At 63.0% G+C, this 21,882-nt stretch carries 20 protein-coding genes; 12 read left to right on the top strand and 8 right to left on the bottom strand.

Features of this window, described 5'->3' with window-relative positions; translation table 11 throughout:
• Nucleotides 1–26: 26 nt before the first annotated feature.
• On the bottom strand, nucleotides 27–194 hold the full coding sequence (locus tag PMI24_RS28655; RefSeq protein ID WP_007950938.1) for a DUF2897 family protein: 168 nt from the start codon (nucleotides 192–194) through the stop codon (nucleotides 27–29).
• Nucleotides 195–313: 119 nt separating this feature from the next.
• Nucleotides 314–1,678: an ethanolamine permease gene (gene eat, locus PMI24_RS02065; RefSeq protein ID WP_007950939.1), complete on the bottom strand. Its 1,365-nt coding sequence runs from the start codon at nucleotides 1,676–1,678 to the stop codon at nucleotides 314–316.
• Nucleotides 1,679–1,980: 302 nt separating this feature from the next.
• On the opposite strand from eat, the gene kdpF reads away from it, so the two are divergent.
• The 6 genes from kdpF (at nucleotide 1,981) to PMI24_RS02095 (ending at nucleotide 9,945) form a co-directional block, all read left to right on the top strand.
• A complete protein-coding gene (kdpF, locus tag PMI24_RS02070) occupies nucleotides 1,981–2,070 on the top strand; it encodes a K(+)-transporting ATPase subunit F (protein WP_007950940.1) in 90 nt (29 codons plus the stop codon).
• An 8-nt stretch (nucleotides 2,071–2,078) separates the two neighbouring features.
• The gene (kdpA, locus tag PMI24_RS02075) at nucleotides 2,079–3,773 is read left to right on the top strand and encodes a potassium-transporting ATPase subunit KdpA (RefSeq protein WP_007950941.1); all 1,695 of its coding nucleotides are present in this window, start codon (nucleotides 2,079–2,081) and stop codon (nucleotides 3,771–3,773) included.
• A gap of 10 nt (nucleotides 3,774–3,783) precedes the next feature.
• Entirely contained in the window at nucleotides 3,784–5,850 is a 2,067-nt protein-coding gene (gene kdpB / locus PMI24_RS02080; protein ID WP_007950942.1) for a potassium-transporting ATPase subunit KdpB, read from the top strand.
• A gap of 57 nt (nucleotides 5,851–5,907) precedes the next feature.
• Complete coding sequence (gene kdpC / locus PMI24_RS02085) at nucleotides 5,908–6,453, top strand: potassium-transporting ATPase subunit KdpC (RefSeq protein ID WP_007950943.1); 546 nt, start codon at nucleotides 5,908–5,910, stop codon at nucleotides 6,451–6,453.
• 93 nt (nucleotides 6,454–6,546) lie between these two features.
• Nucleotides 6,547–9,198 carry a sensor histidine kinase gene (locus PMI24_RS02090; protein WP_007950944.1) on the top strand — a complete coding sequence of 884 codons (2,652 nt, stop codon included), beginning with the start codon at nucleotides 6,547–6,549 and terminating at the stop codon, nucleotides 9,196–9,198.
• 48 nt (nucleotides 9,199–9,246) lie between these two features.
• Nucleotides 9,247–9,945: a response regulator gene (locus PMI24_RS02095; RefSeq protein ID WP_007950946.1), complete on the top strand. Its 699-nt coding sequence runs from the start codon at nucleotides 9,247–9,249 to the stop codon at nucleotides 9,943–9,945.
• On the opposite strand, the gene PMI24_RS02100 is transcribed toward PMI24_RS02095, so the two are convergent.
• On the bottom strand, nucleotides 9,942–10,979 hold the full coding sequence (locus tag PMI24_RS02100; protein WP_007950947.1) for a patatin-like phospholipase family protein: 1,038 nt from the start codon (nucleotides 10,977–10,979) through the stop codon (nucleotides 9,942–9,944). The genes PMI24_RS02095 and PMI24_RS02100 overlap by 4 nt on opposite strands.
• Before the next feature lie 217 nt (nucleotides 10,980–11,196).
• Here PMI24_RS02100 and PMI24_RS02105 point away from each other — a divergent pair, with 217 nt between their 5' ends.
• The 3 genes from PMI24_RS02105 (at nucleotide 11,197) to PMI24_RS02115 (ending at nucleotide 13,325) form a co-directional block, all read left to right on the top strand.
• Nucleotides 11,197–11,475 (top strand): hypothetical protein, encoded by a 279-nt coding sequence (locus PMI24_RS02105; RefSeq protein WP_007950948.1) that lies wholly within the window; start codon nucleotides 11,197–11,199, stop codon nucleotides 11,473–11,475.
• Between the two features lie 77 nt (nucleotides 11,476–11,552).
• Nucleotides 11,553–12,320 carry a CHAD domain-containing protein gene (locus PMI24_RS02110; protein ID WP_007950949.1) on the top strand — a complete coding sequence of 256 codons (768 nt, stop codon included), beginning with the start codon at nucleotides 11,553–11,555 and terminating at the stop codon, nucleotides 12,318–12,320.
• Between the two features lie 210 nt (nucleotides 12,321–12,530).
• Nucleotides 12,531–13,325, top strand: a complete 795-nt coding sequence (locus PMI24_RS02115; RefSeq protein ID WP_007950950.1) for an acyl-CoA thioesterase — start codon at nucleotides 12,531–12,533, stop codon at nucleotides 13,323–13,325.
• A gap of 1 nt (nucleotide 13,326) precedes the next feature.
• On the opposite strand, the gene PMI24_RS02120 is transcribed toward PMI24_RS02115, so the two are convergent.
• From PMI24_RS02120 to PMI24_RS02130, 3 genes are all read right to left on the bottom strand, one after another.
• Entirely contained in the window at nucleotides 13,327–13,692 is a 366-nt protein-coding gene (locus PMI24_RS02120; RefSeq protein WP_007950951.1) for an Mpo1-like protein, read from the bottom strand.
• 121 nt (nucleotides 13,693–13,813) lie between these two features.
• A complete protein-coding gene (locus tag PMI24_RS02125; RefSeq protein ID WP_007950952.1) occupies nucleotides 13,814–15,295 on the bottom strand; it encodes a methyl-accepting chemotaxis protein in 1,482 nt (493 codons plus the stop codon).
• A gap of 109 nt (nucleotides 15,296–15,404) precedes the next feature.
• Complete coding sequence (locus PMI24_RS02130; RefSeq protein ID WP_007950953.1) at nucleotides 15,405–16,211, bottom strand: TatD family hydrolase; 807 nt, start codon at nucleotides 16,209–16,211, stop codon at nucleotides 15,405–15,407.
• Nucleotides 16,212–16,447: 236 nt separating this feature from the next.
• Between PMI24_RS02130 and PMI24_RS02135 the strand changes: the two genes are divergently transcribed.
• The 3 genes from PMI24_RS02135 (at nucleotide 16,448) to PMI24_RS02145 (ending at nucleotide 18,970) form a co-directional block, all read left to right on the top strand.
• Nucleotides 16,448–17,869, top strand: coding sequence for a transglycosylase SLT domain-containing protein (locus PMI24_RS02135; RefSeq protein ID WP_007950954.1), 1,422 nt, complete (start codon nucleotides 16,448–16,450; stop codon nucleotides 17,867–17,869).
• A 107-nt stretch (nucleotides 17,870–17,976) separates the two neighbouring features.
• Complete coding sequence (locus PMI24_RS02140) at nucleotides 17,977–18,411, top strand: DoxX family protein (protein ID WP_007950955.1); 435 nt, start codon at nucleotides 17,977–17,979, stop codon at nucleotides 18,409–18,411.
• A gap of 250 nt (nucleotides 18,412–18,661) precedes the next feature.
• On the top strand, nucleotides 18,662–18,970 hold the full coding sequence (locus PMI24_RS02145) for a hypothetical protein (protein WP_007950956.1): 309 nt from the start codon (nucleotides 18,662–18,664) through the stop codon (nucleotides 18,968–18,970).
• Nucleotides 18,971–18,973: 3 nt separating this feature from the next.
• Here PMI24_RS02145 and greB read toward each other — a convergent pair whose 3' ends face one another.
• Together greB and PMI24_RS02155 are read right to left on the bottom strand one after the other, a co-directional pair.
• Nucleotides 18,974–19,471: a transcription elongation factor GreB gene (gene greB, locus PMI24_RS02150; protein WP_007950957.1), complete on the bottom strand. Its 498-nt coding sequence runs from the start codon at nucleotides 19,469–19,471 to the stop codon at nucleotides 18,974–18,976.
• Nucleotides 19,472–19,505: 34 nt separating this feature from the next.
• Nucleotides 19,506–21,882 (bottom strand): ABC transporter permease (locus tag PMI24_RS02155; protein WP_007950958.1); only part of this gene is annotated, 2,377 nt, incomplete at its 5' end.

Here is a 21,882-nt window from a genome sequence, read left to right on the forward strand (position 1 = left end):
CCGCCGATTCAGGCGGGGTTTTTCGTTCAGCGGTCCTGCGCGTCCTTGATGTCCGCTTCGGCATTGCGTTCAGCGACGCGCTTGCGTTGTTCATCGGTCAGTTCGACCTTGTTGGCGGTGTCACGCAACATCATCAGACCGCCGACGATCGAGCCGATTGCAACGACCAGAATCAACCAGGCATACCAGGGCATAACGGCTCTCCTTAAAGGCAGGTCGACGGGCGAGGGTTTCGCCGTGCAACGCTGCATACCACTTTGAGCGAAGTGCATTCGCAGTGGTTCCATTCTAGGCCGGTTATGCCCGTTGCGGTTTACAGTCCGGTAAGCATGGCGTCTGCCGGGGCGTTGGCGCGCAATTGGCCGGTCAACAGGAAGTAGCCGAAACCGACCGCCATGAAGCCGAGGAAGATCAGCCCGATCAGTGCATTGAACCAGGCCATCGCCACCAGGCACACCACGGCCAGTACCAGTGCGATCAATGGAATCAGCGGATAGCACGGCGCGCGGAAGGTGCGTTCCAGATTCGGTTCGGATTTACGCAGTTTGAACAGGCTGAGCATGCTCATGATGTACATCACGATCGCGCCGAATACCGCCATGGTGATCATCGCGGCAGTGAGGGTCATGCCGCCGAGGTTGATCAGGCCGTCACTGTAGATCGCCGCGATACCGATCACGCCACCGGCGATGATGGCGCGGTGCGGGGTTTGAAAGCGCGACAGTTTCGCCAGTGAGGCGGGCAGGTAACCGGCGCGGGCGAGGGCGAAGAACTGCCGCGAGTAGCCAAGAATGATCCCGTGGAAACTCGCCACCAGCCCGAACAGGCCGATCCACACCAGCATGTGCAGCCAGCCGGAACTGTCGCCGACCACAGTTTTCATCGCCTGAGGCAGCGGGTCGTTGATGTTCGATAGGGTGCGCCAGTCACCGACGCCACCGGCGAAGAACATCACGCCCATCGCCAGCAATACCAGGGTCAGAATGCCGCTGATGTAGGCCTTGGGAATCGTGCGTTTCGGGTCCTTGGCTTCCTCGGCGGCCATGGCCGCACCTTCAATGGCAAGGAAGAACCAGATCGCGAACGGAATCGCCGCGAACATCCCGGCAATCGCCGGAGCACCGAAGATGTCCGAACCAGCCCAGCCATTGAGCGCGAAGTTGCTGAAGCTGAAGGCTGGCGCGACCACGCCCATGAACACCAGCAACTCGGCGACGGCCAGGACGCAGACGATCAACTCGAAGGTCGCGGCCAGTTTCACACCGAGAATGTTCAGACCCATGAAGACGATGTACGCACCGACCGCCGCGTGTTTCGGATCGAGAGCCGGAAACTGCACGTTCAGGTACGCGCCAATCGCCAAGGCAATCGCTGGCGGGGCGAAGACGAATTCGATCAGCGTCGCCAGTCCGGCGATCAATCCGCCTTTTTCACCGAAAGCCCGGCGACTGTAGGCAAACGGCCCGCCCGCGTGGGGGATCGCCGTGGTCAGTTCGGTAAAGCTGAAGATGAAACAGGTGTACATGGTCGCGACCATGAACGAGGTCACCAGGAAACCCAGGGTTCCCGCGACGCCCCAGCCATAACTCCAGCCGAAATATTCCCCGGAAATCACCAGCCCCACCGCGATGCCCCACAGGTGCAACGTGCCCAGCGTGGGTTTGAGTTGTGTGTTCATGCGTTTGCTCCCTGAACGGTTTGGAAAGCTCGGGGAAGGGCGTGTGCAGTGGGCGTGCCATTTTGTATTGGCGGGTCGTAATGGGCTGAAAGCTGTCGTATCGGGGATGTTCGCGGCTTGATGGCTTCTTTTTTGTGCGCCAGTCAGGTGCGCCGCCAGCCGGATGCCGTCGTAAAGAAGGCATAAACCCACTCTTTACGCTTTCTTTATGCCCCGCGCGCACCCTCGCTCTCGTTCCTTTACAGCCTCCTTTCCGACAATGCCTCCACACGCGGCAATACGCCGTAACACGGAGATCTTCCATGAGCGTTCTGGACGGGGTGTCACTGCTGCTGGCAGTGGGGCTGTTCATTTATCTGTTGGTTGCGCTGTTGCGCGCGGACCGGACTTAGGAGCGGCTATGCACAGTTATGACTATTGGCTGATCCTCGCATTCTTCGCGGTGGTCTTGCTGCCGGCGCCGTTCCTCGGGCGCTTCTACTACAAGGTGATGGAGGGCCAGCGCACATGGCTGACGCCGATTCTCGGCCCGGTCGAGCGCGGCTGTTACCGCATCGCCGGGGTTAATCCGCAGGATGAACAGAGCTGGCAGAAATACACGCTGGCGCTGCTGGCGTTCAACCTCGCCGGTTTCCTGCTGCTGTTCGCGATTCTGCTGTTCCAGGATCACCTGCCGCTGAACCCGCAAAACCTGCCGGGCCAGGAGTGGACCCTCGCGTTCAACACCGCCGTCAGTTTCATGACCAACACCAACTGGCAGGCCTACAGCGGCGAAGCGTCGCTCAGCTACCTGAGCCAGATGGTCGGCCTCACCGTGCAGAACTTCGTCAGCGCCGCCACCGGCCTCGCCGTACTGGTTGCGCTGTGCCGTGGTATCGGGCGTAAATCCACCAAAACCCTCGGTAACTTTTGGGTCGACATGACCCGCGCCACCCTCTACGGCTTGCTGCCGCTGTGCCTGCTGCTGGCGCTGTACCTGGTGTGGCAGGGCGTGCCGCAGACCTTCGCGCAATACGTGAACGCTGTGACGATGCAGGGCGTTGATCAGGTGATCCCGCTCGGCCCGGCCGCCAGCCAGATTGCGATCAAGCAACTGGGCACCAACGGCGGTGGTTTCTTCGGCGTCAACTCGGCGCATCCGTTCGAGAACCCGACCGCGTGGAGCAACCTGTTCGAAGTCGCGTCGATCATTCTGATCCCGGTGGCGCTGGTGTTCACCTTCGGTCACTACGTGAAGGACCTGCGTCAGAGCCGCGCCATCATCGGCTGCATGCTCGCGCTGTTCATCATCGGCGGCGCCACTTCGCTGTGGGCCGAATACCAGCCGAACCCGGCGCTGAACAACGTGGCCGTCGAACAGACTGCACCGCTGGAAGGCAAGGAAGCGCGCTTCGGCACCACCGCCACCGTGCTGTGGTCGGTGACCACCACCGCCGCGTCGAACGGTTCGGTCAACGGCATGCATGACAGCCTCAACCCGCTCAGCGGCATGGTCGCGCTGGTCAACATGATGGTCGGCGAAGTGATCTTCGGCGGCGTCGGCGCCGGGCTCTACGGCATGTTGCTGAACGTGCTGATCGCGGTGTTCCTTGCCGGCCTGATGATCGGCCGCACCCCGGAATACCTCGGCAAGAAACTCCAGGCCCGTGAAGTACAGCTGCTGGTCGTCACCCTGCTGGTGATGCCGGTTGGCGTGCTGGTGCTCGGCGCGATTGCCGCGAGCCTGCCCGGCCCGGTGGCGGCGGTGAGCAACCCCGGCCCGCACGGTTTCAGCCAATTGCTCTACGCCTACACCTCGGCCAGTGCCAACAACGGTTCGGCGTTCGGCGGATTCGGCGCCAACACCGCGTTCCACAACCTGATGCTCGGCCTGGGCGTGTTGATCGGCCGCTTCGGTTACATCCTCCCGGTACTGGCCCTGGCCGGCAGCCTGGCGATGAAGAAAACCGCACCGATCGGCCAGAACAGCTTCCCGACCCACGGCCCGCTGTTCGTGACCCTGTTGACCGTGACCATTTTGCTGGTGGGCGGCCTGACCTTCTTGCCGACCCTGGCGCTCGGCCCGATTGCCGAACACCTGAGCATGGGCTTCTAAGGAATCCATCATGAATATGCATGTTCCAGCTTCAAAACCAGCGGCAGCTGCCAAGTCGGCTGAAGCTCCGAAAACCGCGATCAGCGCCCTGTGGCGTCCGGCGCTGGTGCAAGCGTTCGTCAAGCTCGATCCGCGCCAGTTGCAGCGCTCGCCGGTGATGCTGGTGGTCGAACTGACGGCGATCCTGACCACCGTGCTGTGCTTCATTCCCGACAGCAGTGTGCCGACTTTCGTTGCCGCGCAAATCGCCCTGTGGCTGTGGTTCACCGTGTTGTTCGCCAACTTCGCCGAAGCGTTGGCCGAAGGTCGCGGCAAGGCTCGCGCCGACAGCCTCAAGGCCGGCAGCGAGGGCCTTAGCGCCCGACGCAAACTGGCCAACGGCAGTTTCCAGGTCGTACCGGCCACCAGCCTGCGCAAGGGCGATGTGGTGCGCGTCGAAGCCGGGGAAATGATCCCCGGTGACGGCGAAGTCATCGAAGGCATCGCGGCCGTTAACGAAGCGGCGATCACCGGTGAATCGGCGCCGGTGATTCGCGAGTCCGGCGGCGACCGCTCCGCCGTCACCGGCAACACCCGGCTGGTGTCCGACTGGTTGCTGGTGAAGATCACCGCCAACCCCGGTGAGTCGACCCTTGACCGCATGATCGCGCTGGTCGAAGGCGCCAAGCGCCAGAAGACCCCGAACGAAGTGGCGCTGGATATTCTGCTGATCGGTCTGACCCTGATCTTCCTGCTGGTGGTCGTGACCCTGCAGCCGTTCGCCCACTTCGCCAACGGCAGCCTGCCGCTGGTGTTCCTGGTGGCGTTATTGGTCACACTGATTCCGACCACCATCGGCGGTCTGCTGTCGGCGATCGGGATTGCCGGGATGGATCGTCTGGTGCGTCTGAACGTGATCGCCAAGTCCGGTCGTGCGGTGGAAGCGGCGGGTGACGTGCACGTGTTGCTGCTGGACAAGACCGGCACCATCACTTTCGGTAACCGTCGTTGCAGCGCGGTATATGCCGCGCCGGGCGTGAATGCCCGTGAGCTGGCCGAAGGCGCACTGTTCGCTTCGCTGGCTGACGAAACTGCCGAAGGCAAGTCCATCGTCGAGTACCTGCGCGGCACCAATCCGCAACCGGAACCTTCGCCGGAAACTCTGACCGCCGTACCGTTCAGTGCCGAAACCCGCTTGTCCGGTGTCGACTATCAGGGCCGTGTATTCCGCAAGGGCGCGGTGGATTCGCTGCTGGCCTTCCTCGGTCAACAACGCAAGGATCTGGCCCCGGCGCTGTCCCGGGAAATCGACAAGATCGCCCAGAGCGGCGGCACCCCGTTGCTGGTCTGCGCCGACGGCAAACTGCTCGGTGCGATCCATCTGAAAGACGTGGTCAAGCCGGGCATCCGCGAGCGTTTCGCTGAACTGCGCAAACTGGGGATTCGCACGGTGATGGTCACCGGCGACAACCCGTTGACTGCCGCCGCGATTGCCGCTGAAGCAGGCGTCGACGACGTGCTGGCCGAAGCGACACCGGAGAAAAAACTCGCCCGTATCCGTCACGAGCAGAACGACGGTCGTCTGGTCGCGATGTGCGGCGACGGCGCCAACGATGCCCCGGCGCTGGCCCAGGCTGACGTCGGCATGGCGATGAACGACGGCACCCAAGCCGCGCGCGAAGCGGCCAACATGGTCGACCTCGACAGCGATCCGACCAAGCTGTTGGACGTGGTGCAGATCGGCAAGGAGTTGCTGGTGACCCGTGGCGCGCTGACGACCTTTTCCATCGCCAACGACGTGGCCAAGTACTTTGCGATCCTGCCGGCTCTTTTCGCGGCGATTTACCCGCAACTGGGCGTGCTGAACATCATGCATTTGAGCAGCCCGCAGAGCGCGATTCTGTCGGCCATCGTTTTCAACGCCCTGATCATCGTCGTGCTGATCCCGCTGGCCCTGCGCGGCGTGCGGGTGCAAGCGGCGAGTGCGGCGGCGCTGCTGCGTCGCAATCTGCTGATCTATGGTCTGGGCGGGATTCTGGTGCCGTTCGTGGGGATCAAGGCGATCGACATGCTGTTGACGGCGTTGCATCTGGTTTGAACCTGAACAGCGGTGTGCCGGGCACACCGCTTCAAGCACGAATTCGAGGATTTTGAAATGTCCACAATGTTACGTCCGGCCCTGAGCCTGCTGGTGCTGATGACCCTGGTCACCGGCGTTGCCTATCCGCTGGTAGTTACGGGCGTCGCGCAAGTCGCCTTCCCCGAGCAGGCCAACGGCAGCCTGGTGCGCGATGCCGAAGGCAAGGTGCGCGGCTCGTCCCTGATCGCTCAAGATTTTGTCGGCGATGCCTGGTTCCATCCACGTCCATCAGCCGGTGCCTTTGCAACCGTGTCGAGCAGTGCGAGCAACCTGTCGCCAAGCAATCCGGCGCTGGCCACTCGGGTAATCGATGACGCCAACAAGCTGCAGGTTCCCGGTCAGGGCCCGGTGCCGCTGGCGCTGCTGACCACCTCCGGCAGCGGTCTCGATCCGCACTTGCCACCGGCCGCGATTGCCTATCAACTGGCGCGTGTCGCGGCAGCGCGCAATTTGCCGGTGGCGACTCTGCAGCAACTGCTCGACACGCACATCGAACAGCCGCTGGTAGGCCCGCCAGTGGTGAATGTGCTGGCGCTGAACATGGCGCTGGAAAAGTTGTAATGGATGGGACGCAGAGCGTCCCGGGCTGCATTCCCACGCAGACGGTTCGACGCCTCGACGTGGGAACGATCACAGGAAGAGAGAGCTTCAAGCATGAGTGACTCCGGCCGCGCCGACGCGCTGTTAGCAGACTTGCCCCGCGATGGACGCGGCCGGCTCAAGGTTTTTCTCGGCGCAGCGCCAGGCGTGGGCAAGACCTACGCGATGTTGCAGGCCGCCCACAGCCAGCTGCGCCAGGGCGTGAAAGTCATCGCCGGGGTGGTCGAAACCCACGGCCGCGCCGAAACCGAAGCGCTACTCGGCGGCCTGCCGCAACTGCCGCTGGTGCGCTCGGAGTATCGTGGCGTCACGCTCGAAGAAATGGACCTCGACGGCCTGCTCGCGGCCAAGCCGAAGCTTGTGCTGGTGGATGAACTCGCTCACAGCAACGCCCCCGGCAGCCGCCACGCCAAACGCTGGCAGGACATTCAGGAACTGCTCGCCGCCGGCATCGACGTGTACACCACGGTCAACGTCCAGCACCTGGAAAGCCTCAACGATCAGGTGCGCGGCATCACCGGTGTACAGGTACGCGAAACCCTGCCGGATTGGGTGCTGCAAGAAGCCTACGAATTGCTGCTGATCGACCTGCCGCCCCGCGAACTGCTCGAGCGCCTGCGCGAAGGCAAGGTCTACGTACCGGAGCAGGCGCGCGCCGCGATAGATGCATTTTTCACCCAGACCAACCTCACCGCGCTGCGCGAACTGGCGATGCAGACCGCTGCCGCGCAGGTCGATAACGATCTCGCTCAGGGCTATCGCCAGCTCGGTCAGGCCGCGCCAGCGGTGCGCGGGCGCTTGCTGGTCGGGGTCGATGGCGATGCCCAGGCTGAACGGCTGGTGCGTCACGCCAGCCGCGTCGCCCAGCGTCGGCATTTGCCGTGGAGTCTGGTGCACGTCGATAACGGCAGCGTGCGCGACGAGCAATCGCGCCTGCGTCTGCAAAGCGCCCAGCAACTGGCCGAACGCCTCGGCGGCGAAGTGGTGTTGCTACGGGCCGGCGAAGTGGCGAAAACCCTGATCCAGCATGCCGCTGAACGGCGGGCGAGTCTGGTGCTCGTCGGCCAGTCGCGGCCGCGCCTGCGCAGGCGTCTGTTCGGTGGTGGGCTGGCGGCGCGTTTGCTGCGTCAGGCCCATGGTCTGGAAATCAACGTGCTGGACAGTGATCAGGAACAGCATCAACCGCGCCCGCGTGTAGCGCCGACGTTGGTGTGGTTCGACTATGCACTGGCGCTGGTCGCCACGCTGTTGGCCAGTGCGCTGGCGTGGGCGGTGTCCAGCGTGCTGCCGTTGCCGAACATCTCGCTGGTGTTCCTTGCGGCGGTGTTGCTGGTGGCGGTGCGCAGCAGTCTCGGCCCGGCGCTGGCCTGTGCGGCGCTGTCGTTTCTGACGTACGACTTTCTGTTCATTCCGCCGAATTTCTCCTTCAGCATCCAGCGCGAAGAGGACGTGCTGACGTTGCTGTTCTTCCTGCTGATGGCGGCGCTCACCGGCAACCTCGCGGCGCGTCAGCGGCGGCAATTGCAGGCACTGCGCGATACCCAGGAAGAGACCACCGAACTGCTCGACCTGTCGCGCAAACTCACCGCCGCAACAGATCGCCAGGCCGTGGTCAGCGCCGCCGCGCAGCACCTCAATGGCTGGAGCGATCTGCAACTGTGTCTGCTCAATCGCGACGGGCAGGGCGGCTGGAAAGTCGAAACCGGCGGGCCGCTGCAGTTCACGGAGTCCGAGCGCGCCGCCGCCGACTGGGCCTGGCAACACGATCAACCGGCGGGCATGGGCACCGGCACGTTGCCGTTCGGGCGCTGGTGGTGGTGGCCGCTGTCGGTGGAAGACGGACCGCTGGCGCTGCTCGGTGTGTGTGCCAAGGAAGGCCAGACCTTGAGCGGCCAGCGTCGTCGTTTGCTGACAGCGTTGAGCCAGCCTCTGGCTCAGGCCCTGGCCCGGGCGCAACTGGCCGATGACCTGGAAGCCGCGCGTCTGCACGGCGAAACCGAACAACTGCGCAGTGCCTTGCTGGCCTCGGTGTCCCACGATTTGCGCACGCCGCTGACCTCGATGCGCGGCAGCATCGACAGCCTGCTGGCGCTCGGCGAAGCGATCCCGCTGGAGGATCGCCGCGAGCTGCTCGAAGGCACCCGCGATGAAGCCGAGCGCCTCGACCGCTACATCCAGAACCTGCTGGACATGACTCGTCTCGGCCACGGCGCCCTGAAGCTGGCGCGGGACTGGGTGTCGCCGGCGGACATCGTCGGCAGTGCGCTCAATCGTCTGCGAGCGGTGTTGTCGTCATTGCAGGTCGCGACCGATGTGCCGGCAGAATTGCCGTTGCTGTTCGTGCATGCCGCGCTGATCGAACAGGCGCTGGTGAACGTGCTGGAAAACGCCGCCCGATTCTCGCCGTCCCACGGCCGTCTGCAATTGCGCGCCGGGGCGGATGACAGCGAAGTGTTTTTCTCGGTCAGTGATGAAGGGCCGGGTATTCCAGTCGATGAGCGGGCGAAGATTTTCGACATGTTCTACACCGCCGCCCGGGGTGATCGGGGCGGGCAGGGCACCGGCCTCGGGCTGGCGATCTGTCAGGGCATGGTCGGCGCCCATGGCGGGCGGATCAGTGTCGGTGACGGCATCGACGGACGCGGCACCTGCATCACCCTGCACCTGCCGTTGCAGACGCAACCGGGGATGGACGGTGAAGCCTGATCCGCGCTGCGCTACTCTCTTGCCACTCTTTTGTGTTGATGTGAATTCATGAGCCAGACCGCGACCATTTTGGTCATCGATGACGAACCGCAGATCCGCAAGTTTCTGCGCATCAGCCTCGCTTCCCAGGGCTACAAAGTGCTGGAGGCCGGCACCGGCGCCGAGGGCCTGGCCCAAGCGGCGCTGAACAAGCCGGATCTGCTGGTGCTCGACCTCGGCCTGCCGGACATGGACGGCCAGCAAGTGCTGCGCGAGTTTCGCGAGTGGGCCACGGCGCCAGTGCTGGTGCTGTCGGTGCGCGCCAGTGAAGGGCAGAAAGTCCAGGCGCTGGATGGCGGCGCCAATGACTACGTGACCAAGCCGTTCGGCATTCAGGAATTTCTCGCCCGGGTGCGGGCGTTGCTGCGTCAGGCACCGGTCGGAGAAGCGCAGCAAGCCGCGTTGAATTTCGGCCCGCTGACCGTGGACCTGGCGTATCGCCGGGTGTTGCTCGACGGCGTGGAAGTCGCCCTGACCCGCAAGGAATACGCAGTGCTGGCGCAACTGGCGCGACATCCGGGGCGGGTGATCACCCAGCAGCAATTGCTCAAGGACATCTGGGGTCCGACCCACACCGAGGACAGCCACTACCTGCGGATCGTGGTCGGGCACCTGCGACAGAAACTGGCGGACGATCCGACCCGGCCCCGGTTTATCGTGACCGAGGCGGGCGTCGGTTATCGCTTGTTGAGCGAGAGCAGCCTTTAGTTCTGTTCGCTCTCGTAGCGATCCAGCGTATCCCGGGCAATCTCGCGACCCAGCGCGATCAATTCAGGCGCCTTGTAGAACTCGAAGAACCGGCACACCCGCTTCGGCACGTTGATCAGGATGTCCGGCGGATAGCCTGCGATCTTGTACTGCGCCAGCGAGGTCTGCATCACCTCGAAACTCTGGTTGATCAAGTCCAGCAATGAAGCCGGCCCGACGTTATCGATGATGAATGATCCGGTGGCGGATTTCGGCGCGCCATCGCGTTCCGGTGCGGCGGCCGGTTGCTGGGTTTCAGGCTCCGCGCCTTCGACCCACGGATTGATGTCCGCCGCTTCGGCACGCAGCGCTTCCTGTTCCAACATCAGCAGTTGCTCGGCCTGTTTGCGGCGGAACGGCATCTTCGAGCCCAACGAACTGATCAGGCTGTCGAAGCGTGTACGGAACGCGGCGGGCCGCTGGATCACCGGCAATTTGTAATGACGCTGGTTGGTCGAGTTGAGATTGACCGCGATGATCAGGTCGCAATGGCTCGACACCACCGGCACGATCGGCAACGGGTTGAGAATGCCGCCGTCCACCAGCATCCGGTTGCCTTGCATCACCGGGGTGAACAGGCTGGGAATCGCCGCCGAGGCCCGCATCGCCTGATGCAGGCAGCCTTCCTGGAACCAGATTTCCTGTTGATTGGTGAGGTCGGCGGCCACCGCGGTGTAGGGGATGCGCAGGTCTTCGATGTTGATCTCGCCGACGATCTTGCGGATCTGACCAAAGACTTTTTCGCCACGGATCGCGCCGAGGCGGAAGCTAACGTCCACCAGGCGCAGTACGTCGAGGTAATCCAGGCTTTCGATCCAGTTGCGGTACTCGTCGAGCTTGCCGGCGGCGTAGATTCCGCCGACCACGGCCCCCATTGAACAGCCGGCAATACAACTGATGTCATAGCCCCGTCGTTCGATCTCTTCAATGACCCCGATATGGGCATAGCCCCGGGCGCCACCGGAGCCCAGCACCAGTGCGACACGCTTTTTCATCCGACTTCCTCCCGGCAAGGTTCCACAATGCACCCATCGAGGGCCGGGCGACAATCGCCGGGGTCGTTCGGGGCGGCGATGGCGTCGTTTTTTCGATACTTCATGACCCGTCGGCGTTATCTTTTGCAGTGCGGTGCAAATGCGGGACACAAGGCACTTTTTCGCTGCCGCACCGTCTTACCTGCACGACTGTTGACCTATCTTTGAGGTGTGAGTGATGAAAGCCTGGATCTGTGTGCCGTTGATGGCTCTGGCATTGGCCGGTTGCGCCGGCAAGACCGCTTACCGCGACAGCTGCGGCAGCCAGCTCGACGCGGCGTGGCACGAGCTGGATCTGGCGAAAGCCGAAGGGTTTGCCGGTACCGTCAGCTATTCCAAGGCGCTGTCGCTGTTGACGGCAGCCAAGACCCAGCAGCAATTCGAAGGGTTCGAAGGCTGCACCAAGAAAGCCGAAAAAGCGCGTTTCTACATTCGCGAATCCCGCGCCGGGCGCTAAGCTGCTGACGTGGCGCAAGGGCAGGTCACTTGCGCCGGCGCACACTCGCGCAAAGCCATTGAATTCAGGAGCAAGCGATGTCTGCGTTGGTTGATCGGCTGGTGGCCCACGTCCTGAGCCTCGAAGTGCGGCTGCTGGCCTGTCAGGCCCGTTTGACCGGGCGCACCGACCCTGAAGCGCTGCACGATCTGCGCACCACCGTGCGGCGCTTGCGCAGTCTGCTGCGACCGTTGCGCGGTTTGCCCGGTGTCGAACAACTGGAAAGCGCGGCAGCCAGCGTCGGGCAACTGACCACGCCGTGGCGCGACCGCGAAGTGCTGGCGGCCTGGCTGATTAAACATGATCAGCCAGAAGCCGCGCAGCGCCGCATGGCGCAGATGGCCGAGGCGTATCCGACGCTGGCGGCCAGCGCCGAAGTGGCGTCACTGCTGATGATCCTCGACGCCTTTCCGCGTTTTTTGCGCGCGGCCCAGCGCCAGGGATTGCTCAAGCGTCTGGACAAGCGCATCGAAAAACGTCTGGGCAAACAATGGAAGAATCTCGACGTGGCGCTGCACGACCCGGCCCACGACCGCCATCGCCTGCGCCTGCTGATCAAGCGCGTGCGATACGGCATCGAGGCCTATCCTGAACTGGATCGTTTGCCCGAAGCCGCCTTGCCCCGATTGAAATCCGCACAAGGCGCCCTCGGTGACTGGCACGATTGCTGGCAATGGCTGGCCCGCGCCGAGCTGGAGCCAGATCTGCAACCCTGCGTCGCCACCTGGCAGGCGACCATGGCCAAGGCCGAAATCAAGGCCGACCGGGTGCTGGAAAAACTCAGCGCGACCTGCTTCAAGTCCTGAATTTTCCACAAGACCACATGTGGGAGCGAGCCTGCTCGCGATTACGGCTGCACGGTAACCAATGAAGTGACTGACACACCGCAATCGCGAGCAGGCTCGCTCCCACACTAAACGGCTTATCTGTCAGTCTCTTTGACCGGAATGGACGCTGCGCCGCTCTGCCGCGCTGGTTAAGATCCGGTCATTCCCTTTTTCGTGTCCGAGGTTTCCATGCGCTTTTGCGATCTGATCGCTGCTGTCCGTCGTCAACCGGAGGTCACGATTCCGGCGGAGTGGGGCCAGGGCCGGGCCAGTTTTGGCGGGCTGGTGGCCGCGCTGCAATTTGAAGTGATGCGCACCAAGGTTCCGACCGATCGGCCGGTGCGTTCGCTGGCGATCACTTTTGTTGGCCCAGTCGAGCCCGAAGTGCCGGTGAGTTTTGAAGTCGAAGTGCTGCGCGAAGGCAAAGCGGTCAGCCAGGTGCTGGGGCGCGCCGTGCAGAACGGTCAGGTGGTGACGATGGTGCAAGGCAGCTTCGGGGCCTCGCGGCCGTCGGAAGTGGCGGTTGAAGCCTATCCCGCGCCGGAGATGAAACACTGGGACGACTGCCAGGAACTGCCGTACATCAAAGGTGTAACCCCGGAGTTCATGCGTCATCTGGCGATGCGCTGGAGTGTCGGCGGCATGCCGTTCACCGGCAATCAATCGCGGCTGATGGGCGGCTGGGTGCGCCTGCGTGGGGATGTGAAGGAAGAGCCGGTCAACGAAGCGCACCTGCTGGCGCTGGTCGATGCCTGGCCTCCCGCGCTGTTGCCGTACCTGAAGAAACCGGCACCGGGCAGCACGCTGACCTGGACCATCGAATTCGTTCAGCCGTTACGGGATTTCAGTACGCTGGATTTTTGCCAATACCTGGCGGACATCGAGTATGCGGCTGACGGTTACGGCCATGTCGCCGCCAAGCTGTGGAGCGCGAAGGGTGAACTGATTGCCATGAGTCGGCAGACGGTGACGATCTTCGCCTGACTCAATGGCGGCGATGGCGTTCACGCCAGGCGCGGAACCAGCCGCCACTGAGGAAGAACCGCGGAAACGTCAGGAACTGCTCGACCAACAGGCGCGAGACGGCGTCCTTGCGATCACTGAACGGCTCGGAGGCTTGCGCCTCCAGGCTGTGACCGTGACGCTGCAGACCCAGCGCCGCGATGATGCCGATCACGCCGATCGCCACGCTGGCCAGACTCAGGCTGAACACACCCGAGACGATCAACAGAAACGCGACAATGAACAGCGGCACGGCAATCAGGTGCAGCACCAGATTGGTCGGGTGCTGATGGTTGTTCGGGTACGCGCGCCATTGCCACGCGGGAAGGTTGGGGTGACGTTTGCCCATGTTGCTGCTCCTCGATCCATGTTTGGTACATGGTTGAAGAATAGGCCCGGGCAGCCAGGGCGGCGAATCAAGGTTGGCTATTGAAGTGATAGGCACAATGGCCATTCTTGATGTTGTCCCCCTAGAGCTTCAACTGACCGATCGCCTTGTTCAGTTCCCCGGCCAGCGTCGCCAACTCGTTACTGGTGGTCGCCGAGTCCACGGTCTGTTGCACGGTGTTCTCGGTGACATCACGAATGCTCACCACCGCGCGGTTCATCTCTTCGGCCACCTGACTTTGCTGTTCCGCCGCCACAGCAATCTGCGTGTTGCTCTCGCGCATCTGCGCCACCGCGCCGGTGATTTCCGCCAGTGCTTCGCCGGCCTCTTGCGCCTGCTGCACGCAGTCATCGGCCTTGTACGAACTCTCCTGCATAAAGTCCACCGCATCGCGGGTGCCGGCCTGCAACGCCGAGACCATGGTGGTGATTTCATCGGTGGAGGTCTGCACGCGCTTGGCGAGGTTGCGCACTTCATCGGCGACCACCGCAAACCCGCGACCCATTTCCCCGGCACGCGCCGCTTCGATGGCGGCGTTGAGCGCGAGCAGATTGGTCTGTTCGGCGATGCTGTGGATCACGCTGACCACGCCGTTGATCTTCTGGCTGTCCTCGGCCAGACGCTGAATCATCTCGGCGGTCTGCTGCACGCCGCTGGACAGGCCGGCAATCGAAGTCTGCACCCGGCTCACCACTTGCTGGCCGCTGCCGGCCAGACCGTCGGCGGTCTGCGACAGATCGCGAGTGGCGCCGGCGTGCTGGGCGATGTGGTAGACGGTTGCGGTCATTTCGTTGATCGCCGTGGCGGCCTGATCGGTTTCGCTCTGCTGGCCGAGCATGCCGTGACGCACCTCGTTCATGCTTGATGCCAGCCGCGCGGCGCCGACGTCGAGTTGCCGCGCGGTGTTGGCCACGGTGGTCACCACTCGCTGGTAACCGGCCTGCATCGCGTTGAATGCGTTGGCCATCTGCCCGACTTCATCCTTGCAGGCCAGCGGCACGCGGGCGGCGAGGTCGCCGGTTTTCTCCACATGTAGCATCACGTCCTTGAGGGTGTTGAGCTGGCTGAGCAGAAAGCGGATCAGCAACTGTGAAGCGCCGAGCATCGCCAGCATCAGGATGAACACCGCCACCGCGTAGTTGGCGAAGCGCTCGCTGAAGACCTGGCTGAGGCTGGGGGCGAAGGCGATCACGGCGACCCGCTGACCATCGGCACGGCTGAAGACCTCGGCGCCGAGCAGCGGATTTTCACCGAATAATGGCAGGTGACTGATCTCGATCCAGCCGCTGCTGTCGTTGATTTCCAGCAGCGGCTGATCGTTGAGGCGCGGCGCTTCGCCGCGTTTGAAAGTCAGTACCTGATCGGATTTGGGCAGCGCTTGCCCGGCCGGCCAGGCTTTGAGCAATTGCGCCTGGGCCTGGGCCGAGGTTTGCGCGGCGTGGCTGCGGGCCTGTTGTTCGAGCTGTACGGCGTACAGCACCAGCAACAACGTGGTGACAAAGGCGACCGCATTGACCGCCCAGAATTTGTATTTCAGCGAGATATTGCTAAGCCAGGCACCCATGGAGGTCTTCTCTGATAGCGGAAACAGTTTTGGCAAGGTGCCATTATTGTGCCGCTACGCAGGTGTCCGGATCTTGATGTGCATCAACAAGTGATGCATTCGCCTCGGTTCAGGGCAGGGTAGGTAAACCGTAGAAAGCCCGTGCGCACGCGGTGGTGTGGGCCGCCAGGTCTTCTTCGGTTTCGCCTCGATGCAACGCCACTTCACGCAGCACTTCGGTCAGATAGGCCGGCTCGTTGCGCCCGTTCTTCGGTTTTGGTCGCAATGTGCGTGGCAGCAGATACGGCGCATCGCTTTCCAGCATCAGCCGGCCGCGCTTGATCTCCTTCACCAGCGGATGCAAATGGGTGCCGCGACGCTCGTCGCAGATCCAGCCGGTGATGCCGATGTGCAGGTCCAGATCGAGGTAGCTGAACAGGGCTTTCTGCTCGCCGGTGAAGCAATGCACCACAGCAGCGGGCAATCGGTCGCGGAAGTCACGGAGGATGTCCAGCAGGCGCTGGCTCGCATCGCGCTCGTGCAGGAACACCGGCAATTGCAGTTCGGCAGCCAGCGCCAGATGTTCTTCGAGGACTTTTTCCTGCTGCGGGCGCGGCGAGAAATCACGGTTGAAATCCAGCCCGCATTCGCCCACTGCTACCACGTTCGATTCCTGCAACAGACTGCGCAGACGCCGCGCGCTGTCGGCGTTCCAGTCGCTGGCCGAATGCGGGTGAATGCCGGCGGTGGCGAACAGTCGCTGGCCGTCCGGATCCAGTTGCTGGCACAGCTCCAGTGCCTGTTCGCTGCCCTCGACGCTGGTGCCGGTCAGCACCAGTTGGCAGACCCCGGCAGCGTAGGCGCGGTCGAGCACGGCCTGGTGTTTGTCGGCGAAACTGGGGTTGGTCAGGTTGACGCCGATATCGATGAGTTGCATGGTGCTACCTCGGGCCGAAGGCCGGAAAGCATATCAGAGCTGTAGATTTATAAGAAAAGCCAAGAACTACAACGGCTTATGGCTGTCTGTTGAGGCCGCGAGGCAGGCTGGGGTGGCAGAGTTGCCATCACTGTGCCAGTCTCTCGCACTTTATCAGCGCTCCAGGCGCTCTGTTTTCGTCGGTGTTTTGCGACCGCTCAGCGGCAAAAACGCCCCGTATTCTTTCCGGAGAGTGGATGGTTCGTCCCTCGGTTTTGCTCCTGCTGTGTGGTTCGTTGCTGCTGCCGATGACGGCGGTCGCGCGGCTGCCCGGGCCGCTGCAAGCCGTGCCGGCGGCCAAGGTTCGCGACCTGACCGAAATCCGCAGCAGCCGCGTGCTGCGAGTGCTGGTCAACCAGAGCCGCAACAGCTCCGGCGAGGTTCAGGGCCAGGCCATCGGCATCGAATACCACCGTCTGCGCGCCTTCGAGCAATACCTCAATGGCCATGCTCGCGACGGCCAGGAAATCACCCTCAAGATCATCCCCAAAGCCAAGGATCAACTGCTCGGCGCGCTACAGCGTGGCGAAGGCGATCTTGTTGCGCCAGGCGAACTGCTCGAGTTGCAACCTGGCCACGCGGTCGCCAGCAGCGAGCCGATTGCCAGCAACGTGCCGCTGGTGCTGGTCGGCATCAAGGGTGAAAAGCGCTACACCAAGGTCGAGCAACTGGCCGGCAAAACCCTGGCGCTGCCCACCGGCAGTGCGGCGGGGGAGGCGGTCAGCCAGCTCAACCAGAAGCTGGCGCTGCACAAACTGGCGCCGATCAAGATCGAATGGGTCGATCCGACCCTTGCGGTCGAGGACGTGCTGGAGATGGTTCAGGGCGGGATCTTCCACCTGACCATCGTCGAGCAGCCGATTGCCGAGCGTTGGGGCAAGATCCTGCCCAAGCTGCGTTTCGACCGTCAGGTGATGATCAGCGAACCGGGCGAGGAATACTGGTTCGTGCGCCGTGATGCTTCGATGTTGCGGGCCAGCATCGACCGCTTCCTGACTGGCTACAAAAAACCGTCGAACGAAGATGCGGCGTTCCTGCGGATCTACCGCCGTCTCTATCAGGTGCACTATCCGTTGGCCAAGGCTGACCGTCAGCGCCTGGAAAAACTGCGCCCGACCCTGCAGAAACACGCCGAAGCGCAAAACATGGACTGGCTCAACCTGGCGGCTCTGGCCTTCAAGGAGTCGGCGCTGCAGCCCAACGCGCGCAGCGGCAGCGGTCCGACCGGGCTGATGCAGATCACGCCGTCCGCCGCGCAGCGGGTCGGCGTCAACAATATCCAGAATCTCGATGCGAATGTGCAGGCCGGGGCCAAGTACCTGGCGATGATCCGCCGCAAGTTCTTCAACAGTCCCAAGCTCAATGAGCGCGAGCGGATGGCGTTCACCCTGGCCGCCTACAACATCGGGCCGGAGCGGGTACAGGGCATGCGTGCCGAGGCGCGACGTCGCGGCCTGAATCCCTACCAGTGGTTCTTCCAGGTCGAGCGCATTGCCATGGAGCAGGTGGGAATGGGGGCCGTCAGCTATGTTAATAGCGTGAACAAGTATTACTTGGCGTTCGACCGGGAGCGGGAGTCGTTGGAGCCCCGGGGGCAGAAAGTGGTCTCACGAAAATGATCTAATAAATTGATTGTTATGGCGGAATTTTTGCGCTTTTAACATGAAATTAACTGATTAATATAGCGGCCAACCAACAAGCACTTCTGACAACAAGGAAACGCAACATGAGCTCTCTGATCAACAAGGTTCTGTTCACCCGCGCCGGTTACGGTCTGACCATTCTGCGCATTGCCGTCGGCGTGATCTTCGCCGCCCACGGTTCGCAGAAACTCTTCGGCCTGTTCGGTGGCTACGGCCTGGCTGGCACCGCGCAATACATGGAAAGCATCGGCCTGACCCCGGGTTACCTGATGGCCACCCTGGCGGGCGGCACCGAGTTCTTCGCCGGTCTGGCGCTGATCATCGGCCTGCTGGTTCGCCCGGCGGCACTGGGTCTGACCTTCCTGTCGCTGGTGGCGATCTTCACCGTGCACATCAGCAACGGTCTGTTCATGGCCAACAACGGTTACGAGTTCGCCCTGGCCCTGCTCGGTGGCAGCCTCGCGGTGCTGATCGAAGGCGCCGGCAAGCTCTCGGTGGATCGCGCCATCGCCGGTTGAGCGCTCTGGCTCAAGCAAAAGGCCCGCATTGTGCGGGCCTTTTTTGTTGCGGCTGATTCTTGACACTGGCCGGTCACGTTCTCTAGGATGCCGCTCATGCGCCGATTTAAACAGCTACTTGCGGGGCGCCAGGTGACTATTCTTCAGTTGCCGTCAGAAGCCGGAACAGGGCTTCGAAATACCGCTAAAGCGCTGGTTCGGTGTTGCCTCTCACCTGCCATGCAGACTTTTGAGGCAGAGACACGACACGATGAATGCACTACGCCCTCCAGCACGTCCCGCGCCGATCACGGCACATATCACCCAGCGCAATCCGAAAATCCTGCTTGGCGGCAAACATCAGCCGACGCTGTTGCGTTATCTCGATGGCTGGCCACGCCGCAGCGGCGGTCCTGCCGCCTTCCTGATCCAGTTCGTTGAAGACGGTGAGTCGCTGGCGCGTTTTGCCAATGACAGTTTCGATCTGGCCGTCATTCAGGCCCCGAGCCTTGAAGAGGCGCCGGAAATGATTCGCCAACTGACCCGCGTCGCACGCCAGGGCCTGATCACCCGGCGCTGAGCGTCAGGGATATTCGATCGCCACGATGTAGACGAACTGTTCGCCGGTCGGCGTCTGTACCCGCACTTCAGCATCCAGCGCCTTGCCGATCAGGGCGCGGGCCAGCGGCGAGTCGATGCTGATCAGGCCGAGTTTCAGGTCCAGTTCGTCCGGGCCGACGATGCGATAGCGCGACTGTTTGCCGCCCTCGTCTTCGATGGTCACCCAGGCACCGAAGTAGACCTTGTTCGGATCACTCGGTTTTTCGCTGACCACTTTCAACGCTTCAAGACGTTTGGTGAGAAAACGCACGCGACTGTCGATCTCGCGCAGCATTTTCTTGCCGTAGGTGTACTCGGCATTTTCCGAACGATCACCCTGAGCCGCCGCTTCGCTGACCGACTGCGTCACCTGCGGACGGCGCACATGCCAAAGCTCATGGAATTCGGCGCGCATCCGCGCTTCACCCTCAGGGGTGATCAGCGCGGTGCCGGCGGTGCGGGGAGGGCGATAACGGCTCATGGCAACTTCTTTTGATTAAGACGGCTGGAGTCTATCAACCCTCGCGCAACACTGTCAGCGGGCTGGCGTTGAGTGCGCGCCGTGTGCCGAACACCCCGGCGCCACCGATCAGCGCCGCGCCGATCAACGGCAACAGCAGCAACCACGGATGGGGATGCCATGGCAGGTCGAAGGCGAAGCGATACAGCACCAGACTCACCACTTCCGAACCGATCGCCGCGAGTAGTCCGCTGACCGCGCCGAGCAAGCCGAACTCGATCCGTCGTGCCTTGATCAACAACTGCCGCTCGGCACCCAGCGCACGCAACAGCGCGCCCTGGCGAATACGTTCATCCAGCGTTGCCTGCAACCCGGAAAACAGCACCGCCATCCCCGCCGCCAACACAAACAACAACACATACTCCACCGCCAGGGTGACCTGGGCGAGGATGCTGCGCAGTTGTTCGAGCAAGGCTTCGACCTGCAGGATGGTCACCGCCGGGAATGCTCGCGACAGCTCGACAATCTGCTGATCGTGACCGGGCGCCAGATAGAAGCTGGTCAGGTAGGTCGCTGGCAGATCCTTCAAGGTGCCGGGTTGGAAGATCATGAAGAAGTTCGGCTGGAAGTTGTCCCAGTTGATCTCCCGCAGGCTGGTGACCTTCGCTTCGCGATTGACCCCGCCGACGCTGAACACCATGTGATCGCCCAGCTTGAGCTTGAGACTCTCGGCCACTTTGCCTTCGACCGATACGCCAGGGACGTCATCCGAAGGTTGGCCGGCCCACCACGAACCGGCGGTGATTTTGTTGCCCGCTGGCAGATCGGCGGCCCAGGTCAGGCTCAGGTCGCGCTGGATGGCGCGGTCGCCGGCCGAATCCTTGCTGACAATCTGCTGCACCGCTTCACCGTTGATGCTGATCAGCCGCCCAGGCACCACCGGATACAACGGCGCGGCCTGGGCCGAGACATTGATCAGGTGATCGGTGAAGGCCTGTTTGTCCGCCGGCAGGATGTTCAGGGCGAAATAGTTGGGTGCGTTTTTCGGCAACTGGTTCTGCCAGGTGCCGAGCAATTCACCGCGCAGCAGTGCAATCAACGCCATGGACAGCAGGATCAGCCCGAAGGCCAATGACTGGCCGGCGGCCGCCAAGGGATGGCGCAACAACTGACCCAGCCCGAGACGCCACGGCAGGGACGCGCGCGCGAGCAGACGACGCAAGCTTTGCAGCAGCAACAGCAGCAAACCACCGAGCACCAGCGCGGCGACCACACCGCCGCCGAGCAGGGCGAACGTCAGCAGAAGGTCCAGACTCAGGCGCCACATGATCAACCCGAGCGCGCCGAGTGCCGCGCCATAGACCATCCAGGTGCTCGATGGAATCGGCAGCATGTCCCGACGCAATACCCGCAACGGCGGCACGCGGCCCAGTGCGGCGAGCGGTGGCAGGGCGAAACCGGCCAGTGCCACCAGCCCGGTGCCGATTCCGGCCAGTGCCGGGAGCAAGCCACCCGGCGGTACGTCGGTCGGCAGCAGATCATGCAGCAGCGCGAACAATCCCAATTGCGCGAGCCAGCCGAGCAGGGCGCCGCTGAGGCTGGCGAGCAGGCCGAGCACCGTCAGTTGGAGACTGAACAGCACCAGGGTTTCCCGCCGCGACAGGCCCAGGCAACGGAGCAGGGCGCTGGCATCGAAACGCCGGCTGGCGAAGCGGTTGGCCGATAGCGCCACCGCGACACCGGCCAGAAGCACGGCCACCAGACTGGCCATGTTCAGATAGCGTTCGGCCTTGCCCAGCGCGCCGCCGATCTGCCGGTTGCCGTCGCGGGCATCCTGAATCCGCTGGTTGGCGGCAAGGCCCGGTTTGATCAGTTGGCGATAGGTTTCCAGCGCTTGCGGCTCACCGCGCCAGAGTTCGCGGTAACTCACCCGGCTGCCGGGTTGCACCACGCCGGTCGCGGCGAGGTCGTCGAGGTTGATCAGCACCCGTGGCGTGAGGCTGTAGAAGTTGCCGGCGCGATCCGGTTCGTAAGTCAGCACTCGCGTCAGTTTCAACGTCTTCATGCCGACGTCGATGCTGTCGCCGATCTTCAGATCCAGCGCCGTCAGCAGGCGCGCTTCGACCCAGGCTTCACCGGGTTGCGGCTCGCCTCCGGCCTCCTCTGTCGCGTAGGGGGCGGGGGCGCTTTTCAGCTCGCCGCGCAGCGGATAAGCGCGGTCGACAGCTTTGATGCTGGAGAGCTGAATGCCGTTGTCCGTGGCAATGACGCTGGAAAATTCCACCACCTGCGCATGATCCAGACGCAGTTCGGTGCCGCTCCGGATCTGTTCCGGACGGGCCGGCGAGCTGCCTTCGAGCGACAGGTCGGCGCCGAGAAACTCGGTAGCGCGCAGCATCATTGCGCCGTTGAGGCGGGCGCCGAAGTAGCCG

Source organism: Pseudomonas sp. GM25 (genome assembly GCF_000282255.1).
Taxonomy (GTDB): domain Bacteria; phylum Pseudomonadota; class Gammaproteobacteria; order Pseudomonadales; family Pseudomonadaceae; genus Aquipseudomonas; species Aquipseudomonas aphyarum.

Excerpts from the sequence above, each read along its gene's own strand:
- PMI24_RS28655 (WP_007950938.1), bottom strand. The coding sequence starts at position 194 with ATGCCCTGGTATGCCTGGTTGATTCTGGTCGTTGCAATCGGCTCGATC.
- eat (WP_007950939.1), bottom strand. The coding sequence starts at position 1,678 with ATGAACACACAACTCAAACCCACGCTGGGCACGTTGCACCTGTGGGGC.
- kdpF (WP_007950940.1), top strand. The coding sequence starts at position 1,981 with ATGAGCGTTCTGGACGGGGTGTCACTGCTGCTGGCAGTGGGGCTGTTC.
- kdpA (WP_007950941.1), top strand. The coding sequence starts at position 2,079 with ATGCACAGTTATGACTATTGGCTGATCCTCGCATTCTTCGCGGTGGTC.
- kdpB (WP_007950942.1), top strand. The coding sequence starts at position 3,784 with ATGAATATGCATGTTCCAGCTTCAAAACCAGCGGCAGCTGCCAAGTCG.
- kdpC (WP_007950943.1), top strand. The coding sequence starts at position 5,908 with ATGTCCACAATGTTACGTCCGGCCCTGAGCCTGCTGGTGCTGATGACC.
- PMI24_RS02090 (WP_007950944.1), top strand. The coding sequence starts at position 6,547 with ATGAGTGACTCCGGCCGCGCCGACGCGCTGTTAGCAGACTTGCCCCGC.
- PMI24_RS02095 (WP_007950946.1), top strand. The coding sequence starts at position 9,247 with ATGAGCCAGACCGCGACCATTTTGGTCATCGATGACGAACCGCAGATC.
- PMI24_RS02100 (WP_007950947.1), bottom strand. The coding sequence starts at position 10,979 with ATGAAAAAGCGTGTCGCACTGGTGCTGGGCTCCGGTGGCGCCCGGGGC.
- PMI24_RS02105 (WP_007950948.1), top strand. The coding sequence starts at position 11,197 with ATGAAAGCCTGGATCTGTGTGCCGTTGATGGCTCTGGCATTGGCCGGT.
- PMI24_RS02110 (WP_007950949.1), top strand. The coding sequence starts at position 11,553 with ATGTCTGCGTTGGTTGATCGGCTGGTGGCCCACGTCCTGAGCCTCGAA.
- PMI24_RS02115 (WP_007950950.1), top strand. The coding sequence starts at position 12,531 with ATGCGCTTTTGCGATCTGATCGCTGCTGTCCGTCGTCAACCGGAGGTC.
- PMI24_RS02120 (WP_007950951.1), bottom strand. The coding sequence starts at position 13,692 with ATGGGCAAACGTCACCCCAACCTTCCCGCGTGGCAATGGCGCGCGTAC.
- PMI24_RS02125 (WP_007950952.1), bottom strand. The coding sequence starts at position 15,295 with ATGGGTGCCTGGCTTAGCAATATCTCGCTGAAATACAAATTCTGGGCG.
- PMI24_RS02130 (WP_007950953.1), bottom strand. The coding sequence starts at position 16,211 with ATGCAACTCATCGATATCGGCGTCAACCTGACCAACCCCAGTTTCGCC.
- PMI24_RS02135 (WP_007950954.1), top strand. The coding sequence starts at position 16,448 with ATGGTTCGTCCCTCGGTTTTGCTCCTGCTGTGTGGTTCGTTGCTGCTG.
- PMI24_RS02140 (WP_007950955.1), top strand. The coding sequence starts at position 17,977 with ATGAGCTCTCTGATCAACAAGGTTCTGTTCACCCGCGCCGGTTACGGT.
- PMI24_RS02145 (WP_007950956.1), top strand. The coding sequence starts at position 18,662 with ATGAATGCACTACGCCCTCCAGCACGTCCCGCGCCGATCACGGCACAT.
- greB (WP_007950957.1), bottom strand. The coding sequence starts at position 19,471 with ATGAGCCGTTATCGCCCTCCCCGCACCGCCGGCACCGCGCTGATCACC.